At 56.4% G+C, this 17,489-nt stretch carries 19 protein-coding genes; 8 read left to right on the top strand and 11 right to left on the bottom strand.

Features of this window, described 5'->3' with window-relative positions; genetic code table 11:
• Position 1 precedes the first annotated feature (1 nt).
• The 3 genes from ACR0JG_RS10410 to ACR0JG_RS10400 are packed head-to-tail and all read right to left on the bottom strand — an operon-like array spanning position 2 to position 1,577.
• Complete coding sequence (locus ACR0JG_RS10410) at positions 2-352, bottom strand: MliC family protein (RefSeq protein ID WP_170405544.1); 351 nt, start codon at positions 350-352, stop codon at positions 2-4.
• Positions 352-744, bottom strand: coding sequence for a cell division protein ZapA (locus ACR0JG_RS10405; protein WP_170393183.1), 393 nt, complete (start codon positions 742-744; stop codon positions 352-354). The genes ACR0JG_RS10410 and ACR0JG_RS10405 overlap by 1 nt, the downstream gene beginning before the upstream one ends.
• Positions 744-1,577, bottom strand: coding sequence for a coiled-coil domain-containing protein (locus ACR0JG_RS10400; RefSeq protein ID WP_170510098.1), 834 nt, complete (start codon positions 1,575-1,577; stop codon positions 744-746). Before ACR0JG_RS10400 ends, ACR0JG_RS10405 begins: the two co-directional genes overlap by 1 nt.
• A gap of 234 nt (positions 1,578-1,811) precedes the next feature.
• Here ACR0JG_RS10400 and tkt point away from each other — a divergent pair, with 234 nt between their 5' ends.
• Entirely contained in the window at positions 1,812-3,833 is a 2,022-nt protein-coding gene (tkt, locus tag ACR0JG_RS10395) for a transketolase (protein WP_480569590.1), read from the top strand.
• A 50-nt stretch (positions 3,834-3,883) separates the two neighbouring features.
• On the opposite strand, the gene ACR0JG_RS10390 is transcribed toward tkt, so the two are convergent.
• Both ACR0JG_RS10390 and ACR0JG_RS10385 read right to left on the bottom strand, forming a co-directional pair.
• Complete coding sequence (locus tag ACR0JG_RS10390) at positions 3,884-4,684, bottom strand: thioesterase family protein (protein WP_170510103.1); 801 nt, start codon at positions 4,682-4,684, stop codon at positions 3,884-3,886.
• Positions 4,685-4,771: 87 nt separating this feature from the next.
• Complete coding sequence (locus ACR0JG_RS10385) at positions 4,772-5,743, bottom strand: DUF808 domain-containing protein (protein ID WP_480569586.1); 972 nt, start codon at positions 5,741-5,743, stop codon at positions 4,772-4,774.
• Positions 5,744-5,925: 182 nt separating this feature from the next.
• On the opposite strand from ACR0JG_RS10385, the gene gap (ACR0JG_RS10380) reads away from it, so the two are divergent.
• The 3 genes from gap (ACR0JG_RS10380) to gap (ACR0JG_RS10370) all read left to right on the top strand — a co-directional run bounded on the left by gap (ACR0JG_RS10380) (position 5,926) and on the right by gap (ACR0JG_RS10370) (position 8,230).
• Positions 5,926-6,927: a type I glyceraldehyde-3-phosphate dehydrogenase gene (gap, locus tag ACR0JG_RS10380; protein WP_170393188.1), complete on the top strand. Its 1,002-nt coding sequence runs from the start codon at positions 5,926-5,928 to the stop codon at positions 6,925-6,927.
• 73 nt (positions 6,928-7,000) lie between these two features.
• On the top strand, positions 7,001-7,144 hold the full coding sequence (locus ACR0JG_RS10375; RefSeq protein WP_010439846.1) for a hypothetical protein: 144 nt from the start codon (positions 7,001-7,003) through the stop codon (positions 7,142-7,144).
• An 81-nt stretch (positions 7,145-7,225) separates the two neighbouring features.
• The gene (gap, locus tag ACR0JG_RS10370) at positions 7,226-8,230 is read left to right on the top strand and encodes a type I glyceraldehyde-3-phosphate dehydrogenase (RefSeq protein ID WP_170393189.1); all 1,005 of its coding nucleotides are present in this window, start codon (positions 7,226-7,228) and stop codon (positions 8,228-8,230) included.
• On the opposite strand, the gene coaD is transcribed toward gap (ACR0JG_RS10370), so the two are convergent.
• The 3 genes from coaD to ACR0JG_RS10355 form a co-directional block, all read right to left on the bottom strand.
• Complete coding sequence (coaD, locus tag ACR0JG_RS10365; RefSeq protein WP_480569583.1) at positions 8,222-8,713, bottom strand: pantetheine-phosphate adenylyltransferase; 492 nt, start codon at positions 8,711-8,713, stop codon at positions 8,222-8,224. The two genes, gap (ACR0JG_RS10370) and coaD, sit on opposite strands and share 9 nt — an antisense overlap.
• 82 nt (positions 8,714-8,795) lie before the next feature.
• A complete protein-coding gene (locus ACR0JG_RS10360; RefSeq protein ID WP_170584269.1) occupies positions 8,796-9,233 on the bottom strand; it encodes a CBS domain-containing protein in 438 nt (145 codons plus the stop codon).
• Positions 9,234-9,295: 62 nt separating this feature from the next.
• Positions 9,296-10,198, bottom strand: coding sequence for a LysR family transcriptional regulator (locus ACR0JG_RS10355; RefSeq protein WP_170393192.1), 903 nt, complete (start codon positions 10,196-10,198; stop codon positions 9,296-9,298).
• 104 nt (positions 10,199-10,302) lie between these two features.
• Between ACR0JG_RS10355 and ACR0JG_RS10350 the strand changes: the two genes are divergently transcribed.
• Together ACR0JG_RS10350 and ACR0JG_RS10345 are read left to right on the top strand one after the other, a co-directional pair.
• Positions 10,303-11,802, top strand: a complete 1,500-nt coding sequence (locus ACR0JG_RS10350; RefSeq protein WP_170405524.1) for a CoA-acylating methylmalonate-semialdehyde dehydrogenase — start codon at positions 10,303-10,305, stop codon at positions 11,800-11,802.
• Between the two features lie 188 nt (positions 11,803-11,990).
• Entirely contained in the window at positions 11,991-12,590 is a 600-nt protein-coding gene (locus ACR0JG_RS10345; protein WP_170610467.1) for a L,D-transpeptidase, read from the top strand.
• A 79-nt stretch (positions 12,591-12,669) separates the two neighbouring features.
• On the opposite strand, the gene ACR0JG_RS10340 is transcribed toward ACR0JG_RS10345, so the two are convergent.
• Complete coding sequence (locus tag ACR0JG_RS10340) at positions 12,670-13,146, bottom strand: fasciclin domain-containing protein (protein ID WP_480569580.1); 477 nt, start codon at positions 13,144-13,146, stop codon at positions 12,670-12,672.
• A gap of 71 nt (positions 13,147-13,217) precedes the next feature.
• Positions 13,218-14,069 carry a class I SAM-dependent methyltransferase gene (locus ACR0JG_RS10335; RefSeq protein WP_480569577.1) on the bottom strand — a complete coding sequence of 284 codons (852 nt, stop codon included), beginning with the start codon at positions 14,067-14,069 and terminating at the stop codon, positions 13,218-13,220.
• 135 nt (positions 14,070-14,204) lie between these two features.
• On the opposite strand from ACR0JG_RS10335, the gene ACR0JG_RS10330 reads away from it, so the two are divergent.
• On the top strand, positions 14,205-15,320 hold the full coding sequence (locus ACR0JG_RS10330) for a carboxylate-amine ligase (RefSeq protein WP_480569574.1): 1,116 nt from the start codon (positions 14,205-14,207) through the stop codon (positions 15,318-15,320).
• Between the two features lie 2 nt (positions 15,321-15,322).
• On the opposite strand, the gene ACR0JG_RS10325 is transcribed toward ACR0JG_RS10330, so the two are convergent.
• Positions 15,323-16,183 (bottom strand): hypothetical protein, encoded by an 861-nt coding sequence (locus ACR0JG_RS10325; protein ID WP_170393198.1) that lies wholly within the window; start codon positions 16,181-16,183, stop codon positions 15,323-15,325.
• A 159-nt stretch (positions 16,184-16,342) separates the two neighbouring features.
• Between ACR0JG_RS10325 and ACR0JG_RS10320 the strand changes: the two genes are divergently transcribed.
• The gene (locus ACR0JG_RS10320; RefSeq protein ID WP_480569570.1) at positions 16,343-17,485 is read left to right on the top strand and encodes an acyl-CoA dehydrogenase family protein; all 1,143 of its coding nucleotides are present in this window, start codon (positions 16,343-16,345) and stop codon (positions 17,483-17,485) included.
• Positions 17,486-17,489 lie beyond the last annotated feature (4 nt).

The raw sequence follows: 17,489 nt of genomic DNA, 5'->3' as shown, positions 1-17,489 counted from the left end.
GCTATCGGCTGCTACAGTCCTTGAACAATACGAGTTCCGGGGCTGTGTCGCCTTCGGCCTGATGGCTGATCGTGGCATCCCACCCCTTGGAGCGCAGGGTGTATGTCCCTGCCCCTCCGACGGATTCATACCGGATGCCCGAGCCGCTTGGAACCTGTTTCATGGGGATCAACTGATCATCGATCATCATCGCAGCCGCCCCATCGCCATTTGAGGCGTTAAAGTAGGACACCGGCACTTGCGTGTTGTTCTCACAGGTAAACGTCACGGACAGAATGTCGATATCGGCCTTTGCCATCGTGCCAGTCAGCGAGACGACGGCCGCGCAAAAGGCCATTCGGGCGATCGGCATTAGGCCGTCCTTTCTTCAATGACTGCCGCCAGGGCTTCGGCGCGCGCCGCCATTTCAGCCAGCGTATCCGTGACAGATGGCGGCACTACCGCGACCTCGATCCGTTCAGGTTCCGGCTGCGGTTGGCTGCGGAGCCGCTTCAATTCGGTCTCCAATTCAACCAGCTTGGCCTCGGCCAGTTTCATGCGATCTTCATGCGCGGCTGCCTTGTCTGCCAACATGAGTCCCGCCATCAGCAGCATCCGCGATTCCGGCATACGTCCGATCTGGTCCGACAAAACCTGAGCCTCATCATCCAGCAGTCTGGCTGCCGCTTGCAGAAACGGTTCTTCACCGTCCTGGCACGAGACATCAAAGCCGCGGCCACCGATATGAATGGTTACTTCGGGCATTATTCCACCTCTCCCTCGGCCAGATTGGCATGACTTAGCAATGGCTCAAGCCGAGCCAGGACCGCATGCGCTTCGGCTGCGTCCGACGCGCGCGCGGCACGTATGGCTTCTAATTCGGCTGTCGTGGCCCGGTTCAGCATGTCAGCATCCGTGACACCGTCCTCTGCGGCGGCGCGTAATTCATCGACAGCGCTTCGGAGCTGATCGTTTGCATTGCGAAGCCGTTGCAAATCATCATCCAACCGGGACATCGCGGCCCCATGGCTAGCCCGTTCCGCGCGCAGCATCTCAAGCTCGGCATTGAGTTCGGTTAACCGCTCGCTATCGACCAGTTCAGCCCGCAGACGCGCCAATTCGGCCTCCATCTCTTCCGCGCGATCCGCGATTGGGGTCAGTTTCTCGACCTGCGCGCGCAACGTATTGGCCTCTTTTGCGGCGCCCTGATGTGAGCGCAGAGTCTCAATCTCTGCCTTCAAGCCCTCGACTTCGTCCGTGTTTTCAAGCGCAGCCTTGGCATCCGCCAACTCGGCCCGCGCAGCCTCAACCGTGGCGAGCTGAGAAGTCGCCTCGGCCAATTGCGCACGCAGCGCATCCACTTCCGAACTCGGTGCCGGTTGCGCACGCAGCGCGTCAATCTCTTGCGCGTGCCTCTCTTTGATCGTTTTCAGCCGTTCCTCAAGCTGGGCATTGGCCACCCGCTCTTCTTCAAGCGCCGTTCGCAGCGACGTATCATCACCGGCTGCGGATCCAGCATCGTGCAAGGCCTCGACACCATTACCGATCCGCTCCATCGCGGTGATAATACGGCGTTGTAGTTCTTCGATCTGACTCATGCCTGTGTCACCTCTTTATCAAGGTTCGTTCTAATATTCGCCTACCCGAATCAAAAGCGGCGGCGCTCGGCCCTAGTCTAACGGAATGCGACAGAAAATACCCACTGTTTGGTTTCAACCACTTGCACACCGCTCTTGAAGCGCCAATTCGGTGTGCCACGCGGTTCTGCTTGCACTTTGACAATCGGATGGTATTCAGCGCCCATCTGCCCGTAAACCAAAGGAACTACGCCCGTGGACCTGACTGCGCTGCGCAATGCCAACCCCGAACACTGGGACAAGGCTGCGGCCATCCGCACCCTGACCCTCGACGCTGTCGCCGCCGCCAATTCCGGCCATTCCGGTATGCCGATGGGCATGGCCGATGTTGCGACCGTATTGTTCGAAAAGCACCTCAAATTCGACGCCACTGCCCCGAACTGGCCGGACCGCGATCGGTTCATCCTATCGGCGGGTCACGGTTCGATGCTGGTCTATTCGCTGCTGTATCTCACCGGTCATGGCGATGTTACGCTGGAAGAGATCAAGAACTTCCGTCAATTGGGCGCCAAAACTGCCGGGCACCCTGAAAACTTCCTGATCGATGGTGTCGAAACCACTACCGGACCTTTGGGTCAGGGCATTTCGAATGCCGTTGGCTTTGCGATGGCCGAGGAAATTCAGCGTGCGCATTATGGCAAGAAGATCGTTGATCACTATACCTACGTGATTGCGGGCGACGGCTGCCTGATGGAAGGCGTCAGCCAAGAGGCGATCACTTTGGCCGGTCGCCACGAGCTGAGCAAGCTGATCGTCTTCTGGGATAACAACAACATCACCATCGACGGCACAGTCGACATCGCCGACCGCACCGATCAGGTGCGCCGTTTTGCGGCCTCGGGCTGGCATGTGCTTGAGATTGACGGCCACGACCCCAAGGCCATCGATGCGGCCATCGTGCAGGCGAAGAAGTCGAACAAACCGACGATGATTGCTTGTGAAAGTCACATTGCACTGGGTCACGCGGCGCAGGACACTTCAAAAGGCCATGGCGCTCTGACCGATCAGGATCAGTTGAACGCCGCCAAAGAAGCATATGACTGGCCGCATGATGCGTTCGTCATCCCTGCTGAGGTCAAAGCCGCTTGGGAGGCCATTGGTGCACGTGGCAAAGCCGAGCGCGCAGCGTGGGAGGAGCGTTTTGCGCAAGTCTCCGAACGTAAACAAGCCGAATTCAACCGCGCCTATGCGTTTAAGGCACCAAAGAAGCTGGCCGGCGCCATCCGGTCGTTCAAGAAACAGATGTCGGAAGACCAGCCAAAGCTGGCCACACGCGCCTCTTCAGAGAAGGTGTTGAATGTCGTTAACCCGATCATGCCCGAAACCATTGGCGGCTCGGCTGACCTGACTGGATCGAACAACACCAAATCGGCTGATATGGGCGTGTTCCTTCCGGAAAACCGCAAGGGTCGGTATATCCATTACGGCATTCGTGAACACGGTATGGCCGCTGCTATGAACGGTATGGCGCTGCATGGTGGCATTCGCCCCTATGGCGGTACGTTCATGGCCTTCACCGACTATGCGCGGCCCTCGATGCGTTTGGCTGCACTTATGAAGATCCCGACGGTGTTCGTGATGACCCACGACTCGATTGGTCTGGGCGAAGACGGTCCGACGCACCAACCGGTGGAACATCTGGCGATCTCACGCGCGACGCCGAACACTTATGTGTTCCGCCCAGCCGATACGATCGAGACCGCCGAAGCCTGGGAATTGGCGCTGACCTTAAAGGACAGCCCCTCGGTTTTGTCGCTGACCCGTCAAGGCGTGCCAACTGTTCGGACCCAGCACAAAGCCAAAAACCTGACCGCGCAAGGCGCTTATGTATTGGCTGACGCAGAAAACAAGCGTCAGGCGATTCTGATTGCCACAGGTTCCGAGGTTTCGCTGGCGATGGAAGCTAAAGCAATACTTGAGGCCGAAGGCATCGGCACTCGGGTCGTTTCCATGCCCTGTATGGAGCTGTTTGCCGAACAAGACGAAGCCTACCGCAAGCGCGTATTGCCTGCGGGAGCCGTCCGCGTCGGTATCGAGGCTGCGGTTCGCGCCGGAGGCTGGGACCGTTGGCTTCTGGGCGAGCGTGGTCGCGAGGCCAAAGCCGGGTTCATCGGCATGTCCAGCTTTGGTGCGTCGGCACCCGCCGGAGAGCTCTACAAGCATTTTGGCATCACGACCGAGGCAACAGTCGCCAAGGTCAAAGAACTGCTGGGTTGAACCTACCCAAATTAGTCAGAAGGCCTCGGTTAAAACCGGGGCCTTTTTTGTTAGACGAAAATTATTACTGACTGCATACCATCGACAATTAGATCACCATCGGTGTTCCACATCCGCATGACCTGAGAGCTGTAGCCGTCATGTCCAGCTGTCAATTGATGTTCCATCAACCACCATCCATCGCGAGTATGAATATCCTCGGACAGCACGTTGAAAATCCAATTCATTGACGAGTTGTTTCCCGGCTTCTTCAATGTCGGGAATATGGCCGGTGGCAATAGGTCCGCAATTGCGATCAACCCTTCGATCCTATCGCGCATATCGGCATCATTATGGCGCGCCCAAACCTTCACATAGCCACGCTCTGCACCAGCAAATGGCCGCGCCCCGTCGATCAACCGAACGTCGAAGTTCTCAAGAAATGCGATGGGAAGTTTTGGCAAATCTGGCGGGAAATAGTGTTCTGTGATCTCTGGCTGTATCTCTGCCTTAGCCGGATGTTCGAACGCCACATGGCTTTCCTGTGCCTTGCCAAACGTAAATGTCCCAAGCGCGGCTGTATTCCCCTCAATCCTTGCTCGTGTATTGATCGTTGTGACATTCCGCCCATTGCGAAGCACCTCGGTTTCGATCAGCGGAGGTGAACCGATGGGCGCGGTAAAATTGATCAGGGCCGAGCGTAATGGCGGCAGAACATCGACCGCATTTCTCGCAGCAGCCAGCAGCAAGGCAGACGAGAAGCCGCCATATGTTGTGCGGCCTTGCATCCAGTTTGGCGGCACCGGGAACTGCAGCATCCCGTTCAACCGATCTGAACTGGCAAGGACTTGGGAAAGGCTGAGTTTAGTCATCGATCTCACACCGGGTATGCTTCGAATGGAACTTACCCCGCTCTTACCGTTGTGCCAGATGAAACCTCACGTCACATGATCCTGATTTCAGTGTTTATTCGCAGATCCCGAAATCGCGCTGATCGCGGGGGACAGCAGCTTGGTTGCCACCGGTATCAGCGCCAGCCCATAGGCCAGACCGAATACACCATCCATTGTCGCCTTCGCGATCCACTTTACCGCGCCTGCCCATTGTTCAGACACAGCATGACTCGCAGCATTTGCCCAGTCGTAAATGTGATGGCCCAGCCAGCCAAAGCCCAGGACCTCCATACCGTGGATCATGATCGACCCGCCGACCCACAGCATCGCAGCAGTACCAACGATAGACAGAACTTTCATAACAACGGGCATCGCTTTGACTAGGCCCCTTCCCGTTCCACGCCCTATCGGCGTCGGAGCGTTTTGCGCCAGGAACAGCCCGACATCATCCATTTTCACGATCAGAGCGACCGAGCCATAAACGGCGACGGTGACCCCAACGCCCACCACGGCCAGCGTCGCGGCTTGCATCCACACATTCGGCGCTTCAATGGCCGCCAAAGCGATGGTCATGATTTCAGCAGAAAGAATAAAGTCAGTCTTGATCGCACCCTTCACCTTCTTTTCTTCCAGATGGCCAGGATCAGGATTTTTCATATCTTCGTCTATCGCATGGCTCCCATGTGGAAACAGGACGTGAAAAATCTTCTCGGCCCCCTCGAAACACAGATATGAACCACCGAGCATAAGCAGCGGTGTGATCAACCAAGGCGCAAAATTGGCTAGTAGCAATGCCACTGGCAACAACAGAATGATCTTGTTGAAAATCGATCCGCGCGCGATGCGCCAGATGATCGGCAGTTCCCGCGCTGGGGCAAAACCCTGAACGTATTTGGGCGTCACGGCCGCATCGTCAATGATCACACCCGCAGTCTTGGCCCCAGCCTTGCCGGCAGCGGCCACCACATCGTCCACCGAAGCCGCCGCGACCTTTGCAATGCCCGCCACGTCGTCCAACAGGGCCAACAGACCACTCATCGCGCTTCCTTTCCATTCATCTGTTCGATCGGACCCTACCTGATCCAACGGCTAGCGCAAGCGTTAGCGCAATCGGCGCAGGTTTGCGCTAACACCTTAAAAATATGCCATTTTTGCCCTTTTGAGATTCAATATTCGCGGCTATATGGCCTGCAACGCAAGCGCATTTTTGGAGACGTCGGATGACCATCAAGGTCGGTATCAATGGTTTTGGCCGCATCGGCCGCTGTACTCTGTCGCACATCGCCGCATCGGCGCGCAACGACATCGAAGTGATCAAGGTCAACGCCACCGGCCCGCTGGAAACCTCGGCGCATCTGTTGAAATACGACAGCATCCATGGACGTTTCCCACGCGACGTCTCGGTCGAAGGCAACACCATGGATCTGGGTCGCGGCCCGATGGAGATGTTCTCGACCTACGATATGAACGAGCTGGACTGGGAAGGCTGCGATGTCGTTCTGGAATGCACCGGTAAATTCAACGACGGCCTGAAAGCCAAAACCCATCTTGAGCGCGGCGCTGGTAAGGTTCTGCTGTCGGCTCCCGGCAAAAATGTCGACAAGACCATCGTATTTGGTGTGAACCACAACAGCCTGACCGCAAACGACAATATGGTGTCGAACGGTTCTTGCACCACCAACTGCCTTGCTCCGCTTGCCAAGGTTCTGGACGAAGGTATCGGCATCGAGCATGGCATCATGACCACGATTCACGCCTATACCGGCGACCAACCGACGCTGGACCGTCGCCACAGCGATCTTTATCGCGCCCGCGCTGCCGCCATGTCGATGATCCCGACGTCCACTGGCGCCGCTGCAGCACTGGGAGAGGTTCTGCCGAACCTCAAAGGGCGACTGGACGGCTCGGCCATCCGCGTGCCTACCCCGAATGTTTCGGCCGTTGACCTGTCTTTCCGCGCCTCGCGCGACGTCACTGTCGAAGAGGTCAACGCCATCGTCGAAGAGGCAGCGAAAGGCCCGATGCAGCGCGTTCTAGGGTATGAGCCCGCGCCGCTGGTTTCGACCGATTTCAACCACACCGAAGAAAGCTCGATCTTTGCGCCGGATCAGACCCGAGTTGTCGACAACCGAATGGTGCGCGTATTGGCATGGTATGACAACGAATGGGGATTCTCGGTGCGTATGGCGGATGTCGCCGTCGCGATGGGCCGCCTTAACTGACCCTTCGCACATCGCTTGTACCTTTATGCCCGCTCAGGTTATCTGAGCGGGCATTTACGTTCAGGGCGCAGAAATGACAAATCAAATCGCCATCTGGCTTGGAATCCTAATTCTGGGCGGTCTGATGCTGGACGTGGCACTATTCGGCACCGAACACCTGCTGTTCCTGGGCAAGAAGCTCTACGATTTCCTGGATTGGCTCGCCTTCTGGCGCTGACAGAGGTTTTTCTTGACTTTCGCGCCAATCTGGCTTTGTTAGCGCTAACCATCTATGGACCATGTTCTGACGGAGCGCATTATGACACTCAAGCTGGCAATCAATGGATTTGGACGGATCGGGCGCGGCGTTCTTCGGGCCGTCATGGAATCCGGACGTACTGATGTTGAAATCATCGCAATCAACGATCTGGCAAAGCCCGAAATGAACGCACATCTGTTCGAGTTCGACAGCGTGCATGGACGCTATTCCAATCCCGTAACTCTGACTGATGCAGGTCTGGATGTGGGTGCTGGGCCCATCCGGCTGACCAGCGAGCGTGATCCCGAAGCACTGGACTGGTCTGATGTGGATGTGGTTCTGGAATGCACCGGTGTTTTCCGGACCCGTGAAGCAGCTGAGCGGCACCTGAAAAACGGATCAAAGAAAGTATTGATCTCGGCCCCTGCCCGTGGCGACGGCGGCGTGAAGACAGTCGTGTTCGGCGTGAACGATCATGAGCTAACCGCCGACGATATCGTTGTTTCCAATGCTTCGTGCACCACCAACTGCCTGTCGCCGGTCGCGGCGGCTTTGGACGCAGGACTGGGCATCAAACACGGCAACATGACCACGGTTCATGCCTACACGGCCAGCCAACCGGTTCACGACACTGCGGGCAAAGACCCCTACCTGTCGCGCGCAGCAGCGCTGTCGATGATTCCAACGACAACCGGCGCGGCGTCTGCAGTGGGTCTGGTATTGCCGCAACTGGCCGGAAAGCTGACCGGGCAAGCCATTCGCGTGCCTACGCCCAATGTCTCAGTCGTTGATCTGGTCGCAGAGGTTTCGCGGCCGACGACCGAAGAAGAGGTCAATGCTCTATTCGTAGAAGCCGCCGCGAAAATTCCCGGCGTATTGGCTGCCGAGAATCGCCCGCTGATATCGATCGATTTCAACCACGACTCACACAGCTCGACCGTTTCGCTGGCTGAAACCAAAGTAACCGACGGCACGCTGGTGCGCGTCCTCGCTTGGTACGACAACGAATGGGGCTTCTCGAACCGGATGCTTGATACGGCAGCCGCGATGGGCGCGCTATCCTAACCGCTCGCGCAGAGCGTCGTTGACGCGGGGCGTGACGAATTTCGACACGTCCCCATTCAATCTGGCGATTTCCTTGACCAATTTTGAGGCGATAGCCTGATGCCGGGCTTCGGCCATCAGGAAGACCGTTTCTATTGAGTCGTCCAGCGCACGGTTCATGCCAACCATCTGGAATTCATACTCGAAATCCGCAACCGCCCGCAGTCCGCGCACTATGATCTGAGCGCCCACATCGCGGGCGCAATCGATCAGCAGGTTTTCGAACGGATGCGCCACAATCTCGGTGCCGGTCTGTTCGGTCAGATGGGCGCACTCGGCCTCGATCATCGCGACACGCTCTTCCAGCGAAAACAGCGGACCTTTGTCGCGGTTGATAGCGACACCAATCACAAGCTTATCCACCAGCGCAGCCGCGCGGCGGATAATGTCGATATGACCCATGGTGATCGGGTCGAAAGTACCGGGATATAATCCAACCCGCATAGGGTTCTCCAGCGCAACAAAATTTCTGCGCAAGCAAACATAACTTTGCCGCAGGTGCAAGAGGCTGAAACAGCCCCCGCGTTCAGTGGCCCATGATCATGCCTTCAAGCGCGTCTTTTTCCATAGCAAGTTCAGCCAGTTGCGCCTTGACCGCATCGCCCAGCGTTACGATGCCGACCAGTTTGCCGTCTTCCAGTACAGGCATGTGGCGAAACCGGCCTTCAGTCATTTGCGACAGGATCGACTCGACCGTATCCTGCTGGCTGGCGGTCACAAGTTGCTTGGTCATGTAGCTGCTGACGGGCTTATCCAGGCATCCGCTACCGCTGGCGGCCAGTTCGCGAACAATATCGCGTTCGGACAAAATGCCCGCAGCCGTCTGCCCCCCATCCTCGGAAATGACCACAGTACCAATCCGCTTCTCCGCAAGAATCTCGGCGGCCTGAGAAACAGTCGCGGTTGGTTCAACCGTCATCACGCCACCGCTGGCCTTGGACTTGAGAATGGCCTGTACAAGCATAAGCAAAAAACCTCCGGAATTACGTACTGTTTTCCAAAGCGTTGCCGGAATGTGTGAATGTGTCAAGGTGAAGCTTCGCGCTCAAGCCGCGCTACTTCGTCCCGTATTCCGCGCGTCAACGCCTCGGCAAAGTGGTTCAACCGCTCATTGCGCTGATCGCCCTGATGGCGGACCAGATAGAACCCCCGGGTCAGACTGACCTGATCCGTCAGGATTTTCTGCAATCCCCGATGGAACGGCAATGTGAAATCATGTGCCACGCAGACCCCTGTTCCCAGCGAAACTTGTCGCAGCTGAACGGAAACAGAGTTTGATGCAAGCGCGACACGTTCAACACCAATGTCGTTGAGATAGTCCAGCTCGCGGTCGAAAATCATGTCCGGAATATAGCCTATCATCCGATGCCCTTTTAGATCCTCGATGGATCGAATTTCGGCGTGACGACTCAGGTATTCCTTCGTTGCGACCATATGCAGCCGATAGTCGGATATCTTCTGCACCAGCAGTTTCCCTGCGGTGGGCGCACTGACTGTTACCGCCATGTCGGCCTCTCGCCGGGATAGGTTGATGATGCGCGGCAACGCCAGGATCTGAATGTCGAGATCAGGATTGGCATCGCTGATCTTGGCGCAGACCTGTGGCAACAGGTAATTGGCACTACCATCCGGGGCACCAATTCGGATCTGACCGCTTAGCGATTTGGCAGAGCCTGACATGACACCAGTCGCTGCGCGCATAGCTTCTTCCGCCTGCAGCCCATGCTCCATCAGGCGTTGTCCTGCAGTCGTCAACACATAGCCCTGCTGTGATTTCGTGAACAACACCGCGTCCAATGCCGCTTCGAGCCGCGCGATTCTGCGCCCGACTGTCGCCGGGTCTATCTTGAGAACCCGCCCCGCACCCGAAAGGCTTTCATCGCGCGCGACCGCCAGAAATACCCGCAAATCATCCCAATTCGGCGTCATGCTCTACCCTTTGCATTTTTGCAAAACTGATTTGAAATATTGCCTCTGTTCAGGTGATTTTCGCAAGTCTATTCTTCGCGCAACTTAATCCGGAGGAGTTTGCAATGCAGAACCTGACCCATTTCATCAACGGCGAAAATGTCGCTGGCACATCTGGCCGCTTTGACAATGTATTCAACCCAGCAACGGGTGAAGTGCAGTACCAATGCCCGATGGCCAGTGTCGCCGAGACCACCGCTGCGATCGAAGACGCTGCAGCAGCTCAGGTCGCTTGGGGCGCAACCAACCCGCAGAAGCGCGCGCGCGTTATGATGGCGATGGTTGGCTTGATGAACCGCGACATGGACAAGCTGGCCGAGGCTCTCAGCCGGGAACATGGCAAGACCATTCCCGATGCGAAGGGTGACTTGCAGCGTGGTCTGGAAGTGATCGAGTACTGCATCGGCGCGCCCCAGATGCTGAAAGGTGAGTTCACCGACAGCGCGGGCCCGGGCATCGATATGTATTCGATGCGTCAGCCGCTGGGCGTGGTCGCTTCGATCATGCCATTCAACTTCCCCGCAATGATGCCGCTTTGGCACGTTGGCCCGGCACTGGCCTGCGGCAACGCAGTTGTTCTAAAGCCGTCCGAGCGCGACCCCTCTGTTCCATTGATGCTGGCAGAGCTGTTTGTCGAAGCTGGTCTGCCCAAGGGCGTGTTCCAAGTCGTAAACGGTGACAAAGAGGCCGTGGACACCCTGCTGGACAGCGAAATCATTCAGGGCGTGTCGTTCGTGGGTTCAACCCCGATCGCGCAGTACATCTATGCTCGTGCAACCGCCAACGGCAAACGCGCGCAGTGCTTCGGTGGCGCCAAGAACCACATGATCGTTATGCCTGACGCCGATCTGGATCAGGCTGCTGACGCGCTGGTCGGTGCGGGTTTTGGCGCGGCTGGCGAGCGCTGCATGGCGATCTCGGTTGCCGTTCCTGTGGGTGAAGAAACCGCAGACGCACTGATCGAAAAACTGATCCCGCGCGTAGAAAAGCTGAAAGTCGGCCCCTACACAGCGGGCGACGACGTAGACATGGGTCCGGTTGTTACTGCTGCCGCGAAAGAGCGTATCCTTGGCCTGATCAACTCGGGCGTTGAGCAGGGCGCGAAGCTGGTTGTCGACAACCGCGACTTCAGCCTGCAGGGCTATGAGGACGGCTTCTTTGTCGGCCCGCACCTGTTCGACAACGTCACACCCGAGATGGACATCTACAAGCAAGAGATCTTTGGCCCGGTCCTGTCGACCGTACGCGCGGGTTCTTATGAAGAGGCGTTGAAACTGGCGATGGATCATGAATACGGCAACGGCACTGCGATCTTCACCCGCGACGGTGATACGGCGCGTGACTTTGCCAGCCGTGTGAACATCGGCATGGTCGGCATCAACGTTCCGATCCCGGTTCCGCTGGCCTACCACACTTTTGGCGGCTGGAAGAAATCGATGTTCGGCGACCTGAACCAGCACGGTCCGGACAGCTTCAAGTTCTACACCCGCACCAAAACAGTGACATCGCGCTGGCCGTCGGGCATCAAGGAAGGTGGCGAGTTCAACTTCAAAGCGATGGACTGATCATTCAGCTTACAAATCAGGAAACCCGGCCCTACATGGGTCGGGTTTTTTCGTGCATGCGCCAGTTGCTGCCTGATCGCGTACCTCACAAGAAATTCAGAGGTCGCCCTCTGGAAAAAGCAGGCAATCACTAATATTTTATCGGTAATTCAACCATCCGAGCAGCTCATAACTCCCTGGAGGCAACCTTGTCCCAAAATCGTTTTACCCGTCGTCACGCCCTTTTGGGCGCTGCATCGCTGATTGCGGCCCCTGCTATCGTGCGTGCTCAAAGCACTGATGCTTTCCCACAGACCGAGGAAGCAATCAGCACGCAGCTTCCAGTACGTCGTAACATTTCATCGTTCTCGCAGCAGAATTGGCAGGATCACTTTGACGAGTTGGGCGTCGGCGCATTGTTGGCCGATATCACCAGCCGGGCTGTTCATTACTGGGGGCCGGATGGAACCTACAAGCTGTACCCCAGTTCTGTCCCGATGAGCGAAGAGCTGACCAAGCGCGGCTATACCAAGGTCACACGCAAGGCGGAGAACCCAAGCTGGACACCAACCCCATCAATGCGCGAGCGCGATCCCTCGTTGCCAATTCGCATGGAGGGTGGTGAACCTGGAAACCCATTGGGAACTCGCGCTATGTATCTTGGCTGGCCTGCCTACCTGGTTCACGGCACCTATGATACCCGCAAGATTGGACGTCAGAGCTCGTCCGGCTGTATTGGTCTCTATAACCAGCACGTTGAAGAGCTGTATCCGCTGGTAAAGGTCGGTACTCAGGTACGATTGGTCTAAACGGCGAGTTTCTACACGAAACACAAAAAAAGCCCCGTCCATCAGGAACGGGGCTTTTGTTTTCGTGAAGGTGGTAGATTTATTCGGGAATGATCACTTCGTCGACAACGTGAATGACGCCGTTGCTGGCTTCGATGTCGGCCTGCACAACTTTGGCACCATTAACTTTCACGCCATTTTTTGCGTTCACGCTTAGTCGGTCGCCTTGCACGGTCAAAACCTTCGCGCGCTTTCCTGCAATGTCGCCGGACATCACTTTGGCTGGCACGACATGGTAGGTCAGGATCGACACCAACTGGTCCTTGTTTTCTGGCAGAAGTAGGGTTTCAACAGTGCCGTCAGGCAGAGCTGCAAAAGCTTCATCCGTGGGTGCAAAGACGGTGAAGGGCCCATCGCCTTTCAGCGTATCAACCAGGCCCGCGGCCTGAACGGCAGCAACCAGGGTGTTGAAAGACCCGGCAGCAACTGCGGTATCTACGATATCAGCGGCCTGTGCCTTGACGGGCAGTGCAAGTGCAAATGCGGCGGCAGCGCCCATAAATGTGCGGCGGAACATGGCTGTTAACTCCTCTCCAGCTTGTTATGGAAAGGGTTACGGGCCTGGGTTCGAACCGGATCACACAGAAATCAATTTTCTTTGAGCTGAACCCAGATGCTCTGCGCACGGCCCTCTTCTAGAAACGGCAGCGCTGCGACGGCGTCGGGGCGATCCTGCTGCAGGTAATATCCGGGCCAAAGCATTGAATAGAAACCGGATTGCAGCAAGGCATGCAACATGTATTGCTCACCCCATCCCGGGCAGTCATAGAAGAACCGTTTGGGATATTCATAAGGCAGAAAAACATCGTGGACATGAATGACAACGCCGGGTTTCAGCGCCGGAATGATCCGACAGAATAGATGGGCGACATCGTTGCTCATCCGAACCACATGGCTTGAATCGATGAACAGAACATCCCCAGCCTCAAGCTGATCGAACAGCGCGGGATCTACTTCTTCCAGTCGCTTCTGCTCAAACTGATCGACGACATGGGCGATATCTGCGCGCGGGTACGGATCAATTGCCGTGATCGTCGTATCCAAACCACCATCTATGATCGCCTGCCGCGTCACGCGGGTAGAGTTCCCGCAGCCGACCTCGATCACGCGCTTGGGCTGAAAGCGGCGGATCATCAAGTAAAGCGCATCCGCATCCGGGCTATGGTAATATCCGTTGCCGGTGTAATAACCGGTTTGGTTTCGCGCCGGGTCCTTCAACGCAGCAAGCTCATCGGCATGGCGCGTATACTCTTTGATCAGTTGCGCGATATCGAATCCGTCCATCCCCGGTGACAGGGCATAGGCAGGCCTGTTCAATCCCCCTGCCCGTTCGAACGCTTCGAGTCGCGCCCGTTCATCCTGTTCCGTAACCTTGTCGATCAGCTTGACGCCCAACTCATCTAGGGCGGCATTGATCTGCGGAAATTTTCTGGGTTTCACGAGGACGGCTCCACATTGCGTTGCGCCCGCTCTTTACCTGTGCACGCAGGACCTCTGCAAGAACCGACAGGTCAAACCCTTGGCAAAACGCTAATTTCCGTATTCACTGATGTGAATTGACCAACGAGGGCCGCCATGCAGCAGGAATTCACGATCGGCATTGAAGAGGAATACCTGCTGGTCGATCAAGACAGTCTGCAGCTCGCCGAGGCGCCCGCAGCATTGATGGAAGCTTGTCAGGCAGATTTCGAAGGCCAAGTCAGCCCGGAATTTCTGCAGTGCCAGATCGAAGTCGGGACCCGCCCACATGCTACGATCAGATCGGCGCGCGAAGATCTAAAGCGCCTGCGTTCTTGTGTATCAAAACGTGCGTCCGAGTATAATCTGGCTCCGATCGCGGTCTCTTGCCATCCGTTTGCGAACTGGAAAGATCAACACCATACACGGAAAGAACGCTATGACGCCCTGCAGCATGCTTTGGGCGGCGTGGCGCGGCGGATGCTGATCTGCGGAATGCACGTGCATGTGGGCGTCGAAGATCAAGCCTTGCGCGCCGACCTGGTACCCCAGATTTCTTACTTTCTGCCCCATCTGCTGGCGTTGTCGACCTCGTCTCCTTATTGGAACGGCGAAGATACTGGGCTTTCCTCCTATAGGCTCACCGTGTTCGACAATCTGCCCCGGACCGGTCTGCCCCCGGTGTTCAGCAGTTGGGGCGAATACGAACGCACCACCGGCGTGCTGGTCGAACTCGGCGTTATCGAGGATACCTCGAAGATCTGGTGGGACCTACGTCCATCTCACCGGTTCCCCACCCTAGAAACACGCATCATGGACGTACAGCCAAGGCTTGAACATACGCTTTCTCTTGCAGCGCTAGTGCAGGCGCTGACGCGGATGCTGTGCCGCCTGAAAGACCGCAATCTTCGTTGGAGGCAATATGATAAGTTTCTGATCGGCGAAAACCGTTGGCGCGCGCAGCGCTACGGTGTGGGCGAAGGTCTGATCGATTTCGGTGATCGCTCAATCAAGCCGATGGCTGAACTGATCGGAGAGCTGATGGGCATGTTGGCCGAAGACACCGAGGCATTGGGTACCATGACCGAACTCGCCCGACTTCGGCAGATCGCAGAAAATGGCACCTCCGCCACCCGTCAACGCCGTGTTTACGCTGAAGCTTTGGCGCGCGGGGATGATCCGGGCATGGCGGTGGTCAAGCACCTGATCGAGGAATTTCACGCCGACCTTTAAAGTCAAACCGCCGCCAAAATCTCTTTGATCCGGTCCGCTACGGGTTCATACAAATCGCGATCCGTCCAGTATCCGTTATGCGAAAGCGGGTTCCACGACGTAAAGATTTTGCCCGCATTGATCGGCTTATCCTTCAAGGCCCCACTTTGAGCAAGTTGTTCATAGCTTGGCGCGCTTTTGCCCAAAGGAAAACCCAAAACATCATGCTTGTCATAGTAGTTTCGCCACCAGGTCGAAAACTGCAACGCAGGCGGCAGCGCGCGGTTCGGGGCCATGATCGGAAAAATCTCATTCTCGGGATATGCGAACAGAAAAATCGGAATATTGCACCCAAACGTCACGAGGCCAGCAACGGTTTTCATGTTTTCAACATCTGTCGGATGAACCGGTGAACCACCCTGGCGCAGATGTCTTTGCATGTCATAAATATAGTTCGACATTATGTGCCCACCCAGCGAATGCGCCAGGATCAGTACAGGCCCCTGTGGTCCGACCTGGTATTTGACGACCCCCATCACATTCTCGATTTTCTTGTGGATCGCCTCATAGATCTTATCGCCATCATCCGGAGTTGGTCGGTAGGAAGCAGCATCCGACAGATTGCACACTACAAACTCGCGCAGCTTGTCGTATCCAAGGCTGCGGTTGACCTTGCGCAGATATGCCTTCTGCCGCCCTTGCAGGATCTGTGCCCAGACCACCTCGTGCCAGATTACATCATCCATATCCGCGCCGACCCGGTTCGAAACGCGTCTTTTCAGCCCTTTGGAAAACGTTGGGGTCGTGGATGGCGGCTGGTTCTGAGGATTGTACTGGCTGCCCATGCCGTGAATCGCGATAACAGCAAGCTTGTGTGACGACATAAGAATACTCCGTAATGATCAAGAAAGCAGAATTCCCGCAGTATACCTCACCGTCCAGAAATCCCCTAAATCGTCGGGTTTGCCGTCATTGAAAAATTTCTGTAAGGATTGAAGAATAAAACGCTCGTTCAATTCTATAGCCATCAGGAAGCACACGTCATGGATTTCGCGCTGACCGAAGAACAAACGGCCATTTTCGACATGGCCTACGCCTTTGGCCAAGACCACATCGCCCCCTTCGCGCGTCAGTGGGAAGCAGACGGAACCATCCCCAAAGAGCTTTGGCCCAAAATCGGCGAACTAGGATTTGGTGGACTTTATGTCTCGGAAGAGGCTGGTGGTTCGGGTTTGACGCGATTGGATGCGACACTGGTGTTCGAAGCGCTATCGATGGCCTGTCCCTCGGTCGCGGCGTTCCTGTCGATTCACAACATGTGCGCCAAAATGCTGGACAGCTTTGGCAGTGACGATCTGAAGTCCCGCATTATGCCAAGTATCCTCAGCCTCGAAACCGTCCTCAGCTACTGCCTGACGGAACCCGGATCGGGATCGGACGCTGCGGCGCTGAAAACGCGCGCTGAACGGACCAATGAAGGCTACACGCTCAATGGCACAAAAGCGTTCATTTCCGGCGGCGGCTATTCGGATGCCTATGTCTGCATGGTGCGCACGGGTGAAGACGGCCCTAAAGGGATCTCTACCGTCTATGTCGAAGACGGCACGCCGGGCCTGAGTTTCGGTGGTCTGGAACAAAAAATGGGTTGGAAAAGCCAGCCAACCGCGCAAGTTCAGTTTGACGATTGCAAAATTCCATCCGGCAATCTGGTCGGGGCTGAAGGCGACGGTTTCAAATACGCGATGATGGGGCTGGACGGTGGCCGCCTGAACATCGCCTCCTGCTCGCTGGGGGCAGCTCAGAACGGTCTGGACATGACGTTGCAGTATATGTCCGAGCGCACGGCCTTTGGACAATCGATCGATCAGTTTCAAGCGCTGCAGTTCCGACTGGCAGATATGGAGATTGAGCTACAGGCGGCGCGCACATTATTGCGTCAGGCAGCGTGGAAACTTGATCAGGGCGCACCGGACGCCACAAAATTCTGCGCGATGGCCAAGAAGTTCGTAACCGAAACCGGATCGAATGTCGTGGATCAGTGTCTGCAATTGCACGGTGGATATGGCTATCTGGCGGATTATGGCATCGAGAAACTGGTGCGGGATCTGCGTGTGCACCAAATTTTGGAAGGCACGAACGAGATCATGCGCGTGATCGTTGCGCGCCAGATGCTCTCCAATCGCTGAGGTC

Source organism: Ruegeria sp. AD5 (genome assembly GCF_056542345.1).
Note: the sequence above shows the minus strand (reverse complement) of the source record. Positions and strands in the feature narration are given on the sequence as shown.

Coding starts and splice junctions, on each gene's coding strand:
- ACR0JG_RS10405 (WP_170393183.1), bottom strand. CDS start 744: ATGCCCGAAGTAACCATTCATATCGGTGGCCGCGGCTTTGATGTCTCG.
- gap (WP_170393188.1), top strand. CDS start 5,926: ATGACCATCAAGGTCGGTATCAATGGTTTTGGCCGCATCGGCCGCTGT.
- gap (WP_170393189.1), top strand. CDS start 7,226: ATGACACTCAAGCTGGCAATCAATGGATTTGGACGGATCGGGCGCGGC.
- ACR0JG_RS10325 (WP_170393198.1), bottom strand. CDS start 16,183: ATGTCGTCACACAAGCTTGCTGTTATCGCGATTCACGGCATGGGCAGC.
- ACR0JG_RS10340 (WP_480569580.1), bottom strand. CDS start 13,146: ATGTTCCGCCGCACATTTATGGGCGCTGCCGCCGCATTTGCACTTGCA.
- ACR0JG_RS10355 (WP_170393192.1), bottom strand. CDS start 10,198: ATGACGCCGAATTGGGATGATTTGCGGGTATTTCTGGCGGTCGCGCGC.
- ACR0JG_RS10385 (WP_480569586.1), bottom strand. CDS start 5,743: ATGAGTGGTCTGTTGGCCCTGTTGGACGACGTGGCGGGCATTGCAAAG.
- ACR0JG_RS10320 (WP_480569570.1), top strand. CDS start 16,343: ATGGATTTCGCGCTGACCGAAGAACAAACGGCCATTTTCGACATGGCC.
- ACR0JG_RS10410 (WP_170405544.1), bottom strand. CDS start 352: ATGCCGATCGCCCGAATGGCCTTTTGCGCGGCCGTCGTCTCGCTGACT.
- ACR0JG_RS10360 (WP_170584269.1), bottom strand. CDS start 9,233: ATGCTTGTACAGGCCATTCTCAAGTCCAAGGCCAGCGGTGGCGTGATG.
- ACR0JG_RS10375 (WP_010439846.1), top strand. CDS start 7,001: ATGACAAATCAAATCGCCATCTGGCTTGGAATCCTAATTCTGGGCGGT.
- ACR0JG_RS10350 (WP_170405524.1), top strand. CDS start 10,303: ATGCAGAACCTGACCCATTTCATCAACGGCGAAAATGTCGCTGGCACA.
- ACR0JG_RS10390 (WP_170510103.1), bottom strand. CDS start 4,684: ATGACTAAACTCAGCCTTTCCCAAGTCCTTGCCAGTTCAGATCGGTTG.
- ACR0JG_RS10330 (WP_480569574.1), top strand. CDS start 14,205: ATGCAGCAGGAATTCACGATCGGCATTGAAGAGGAATACCTGCTGGTC.
- coaD (WP_480569583.1), bottom strand. CDS start 8,713: ATGCGGGTTGGATTATATCCCGGTACTTTCGACCCGATCACCATGGGT.
- ACR0JG_RS10400 (WP_170510098.1), bottom strand. CDS start 1,577: ATGAGTCAGATCGAAGAACTACAACGCCGTATTATCACCGCGATGGAG.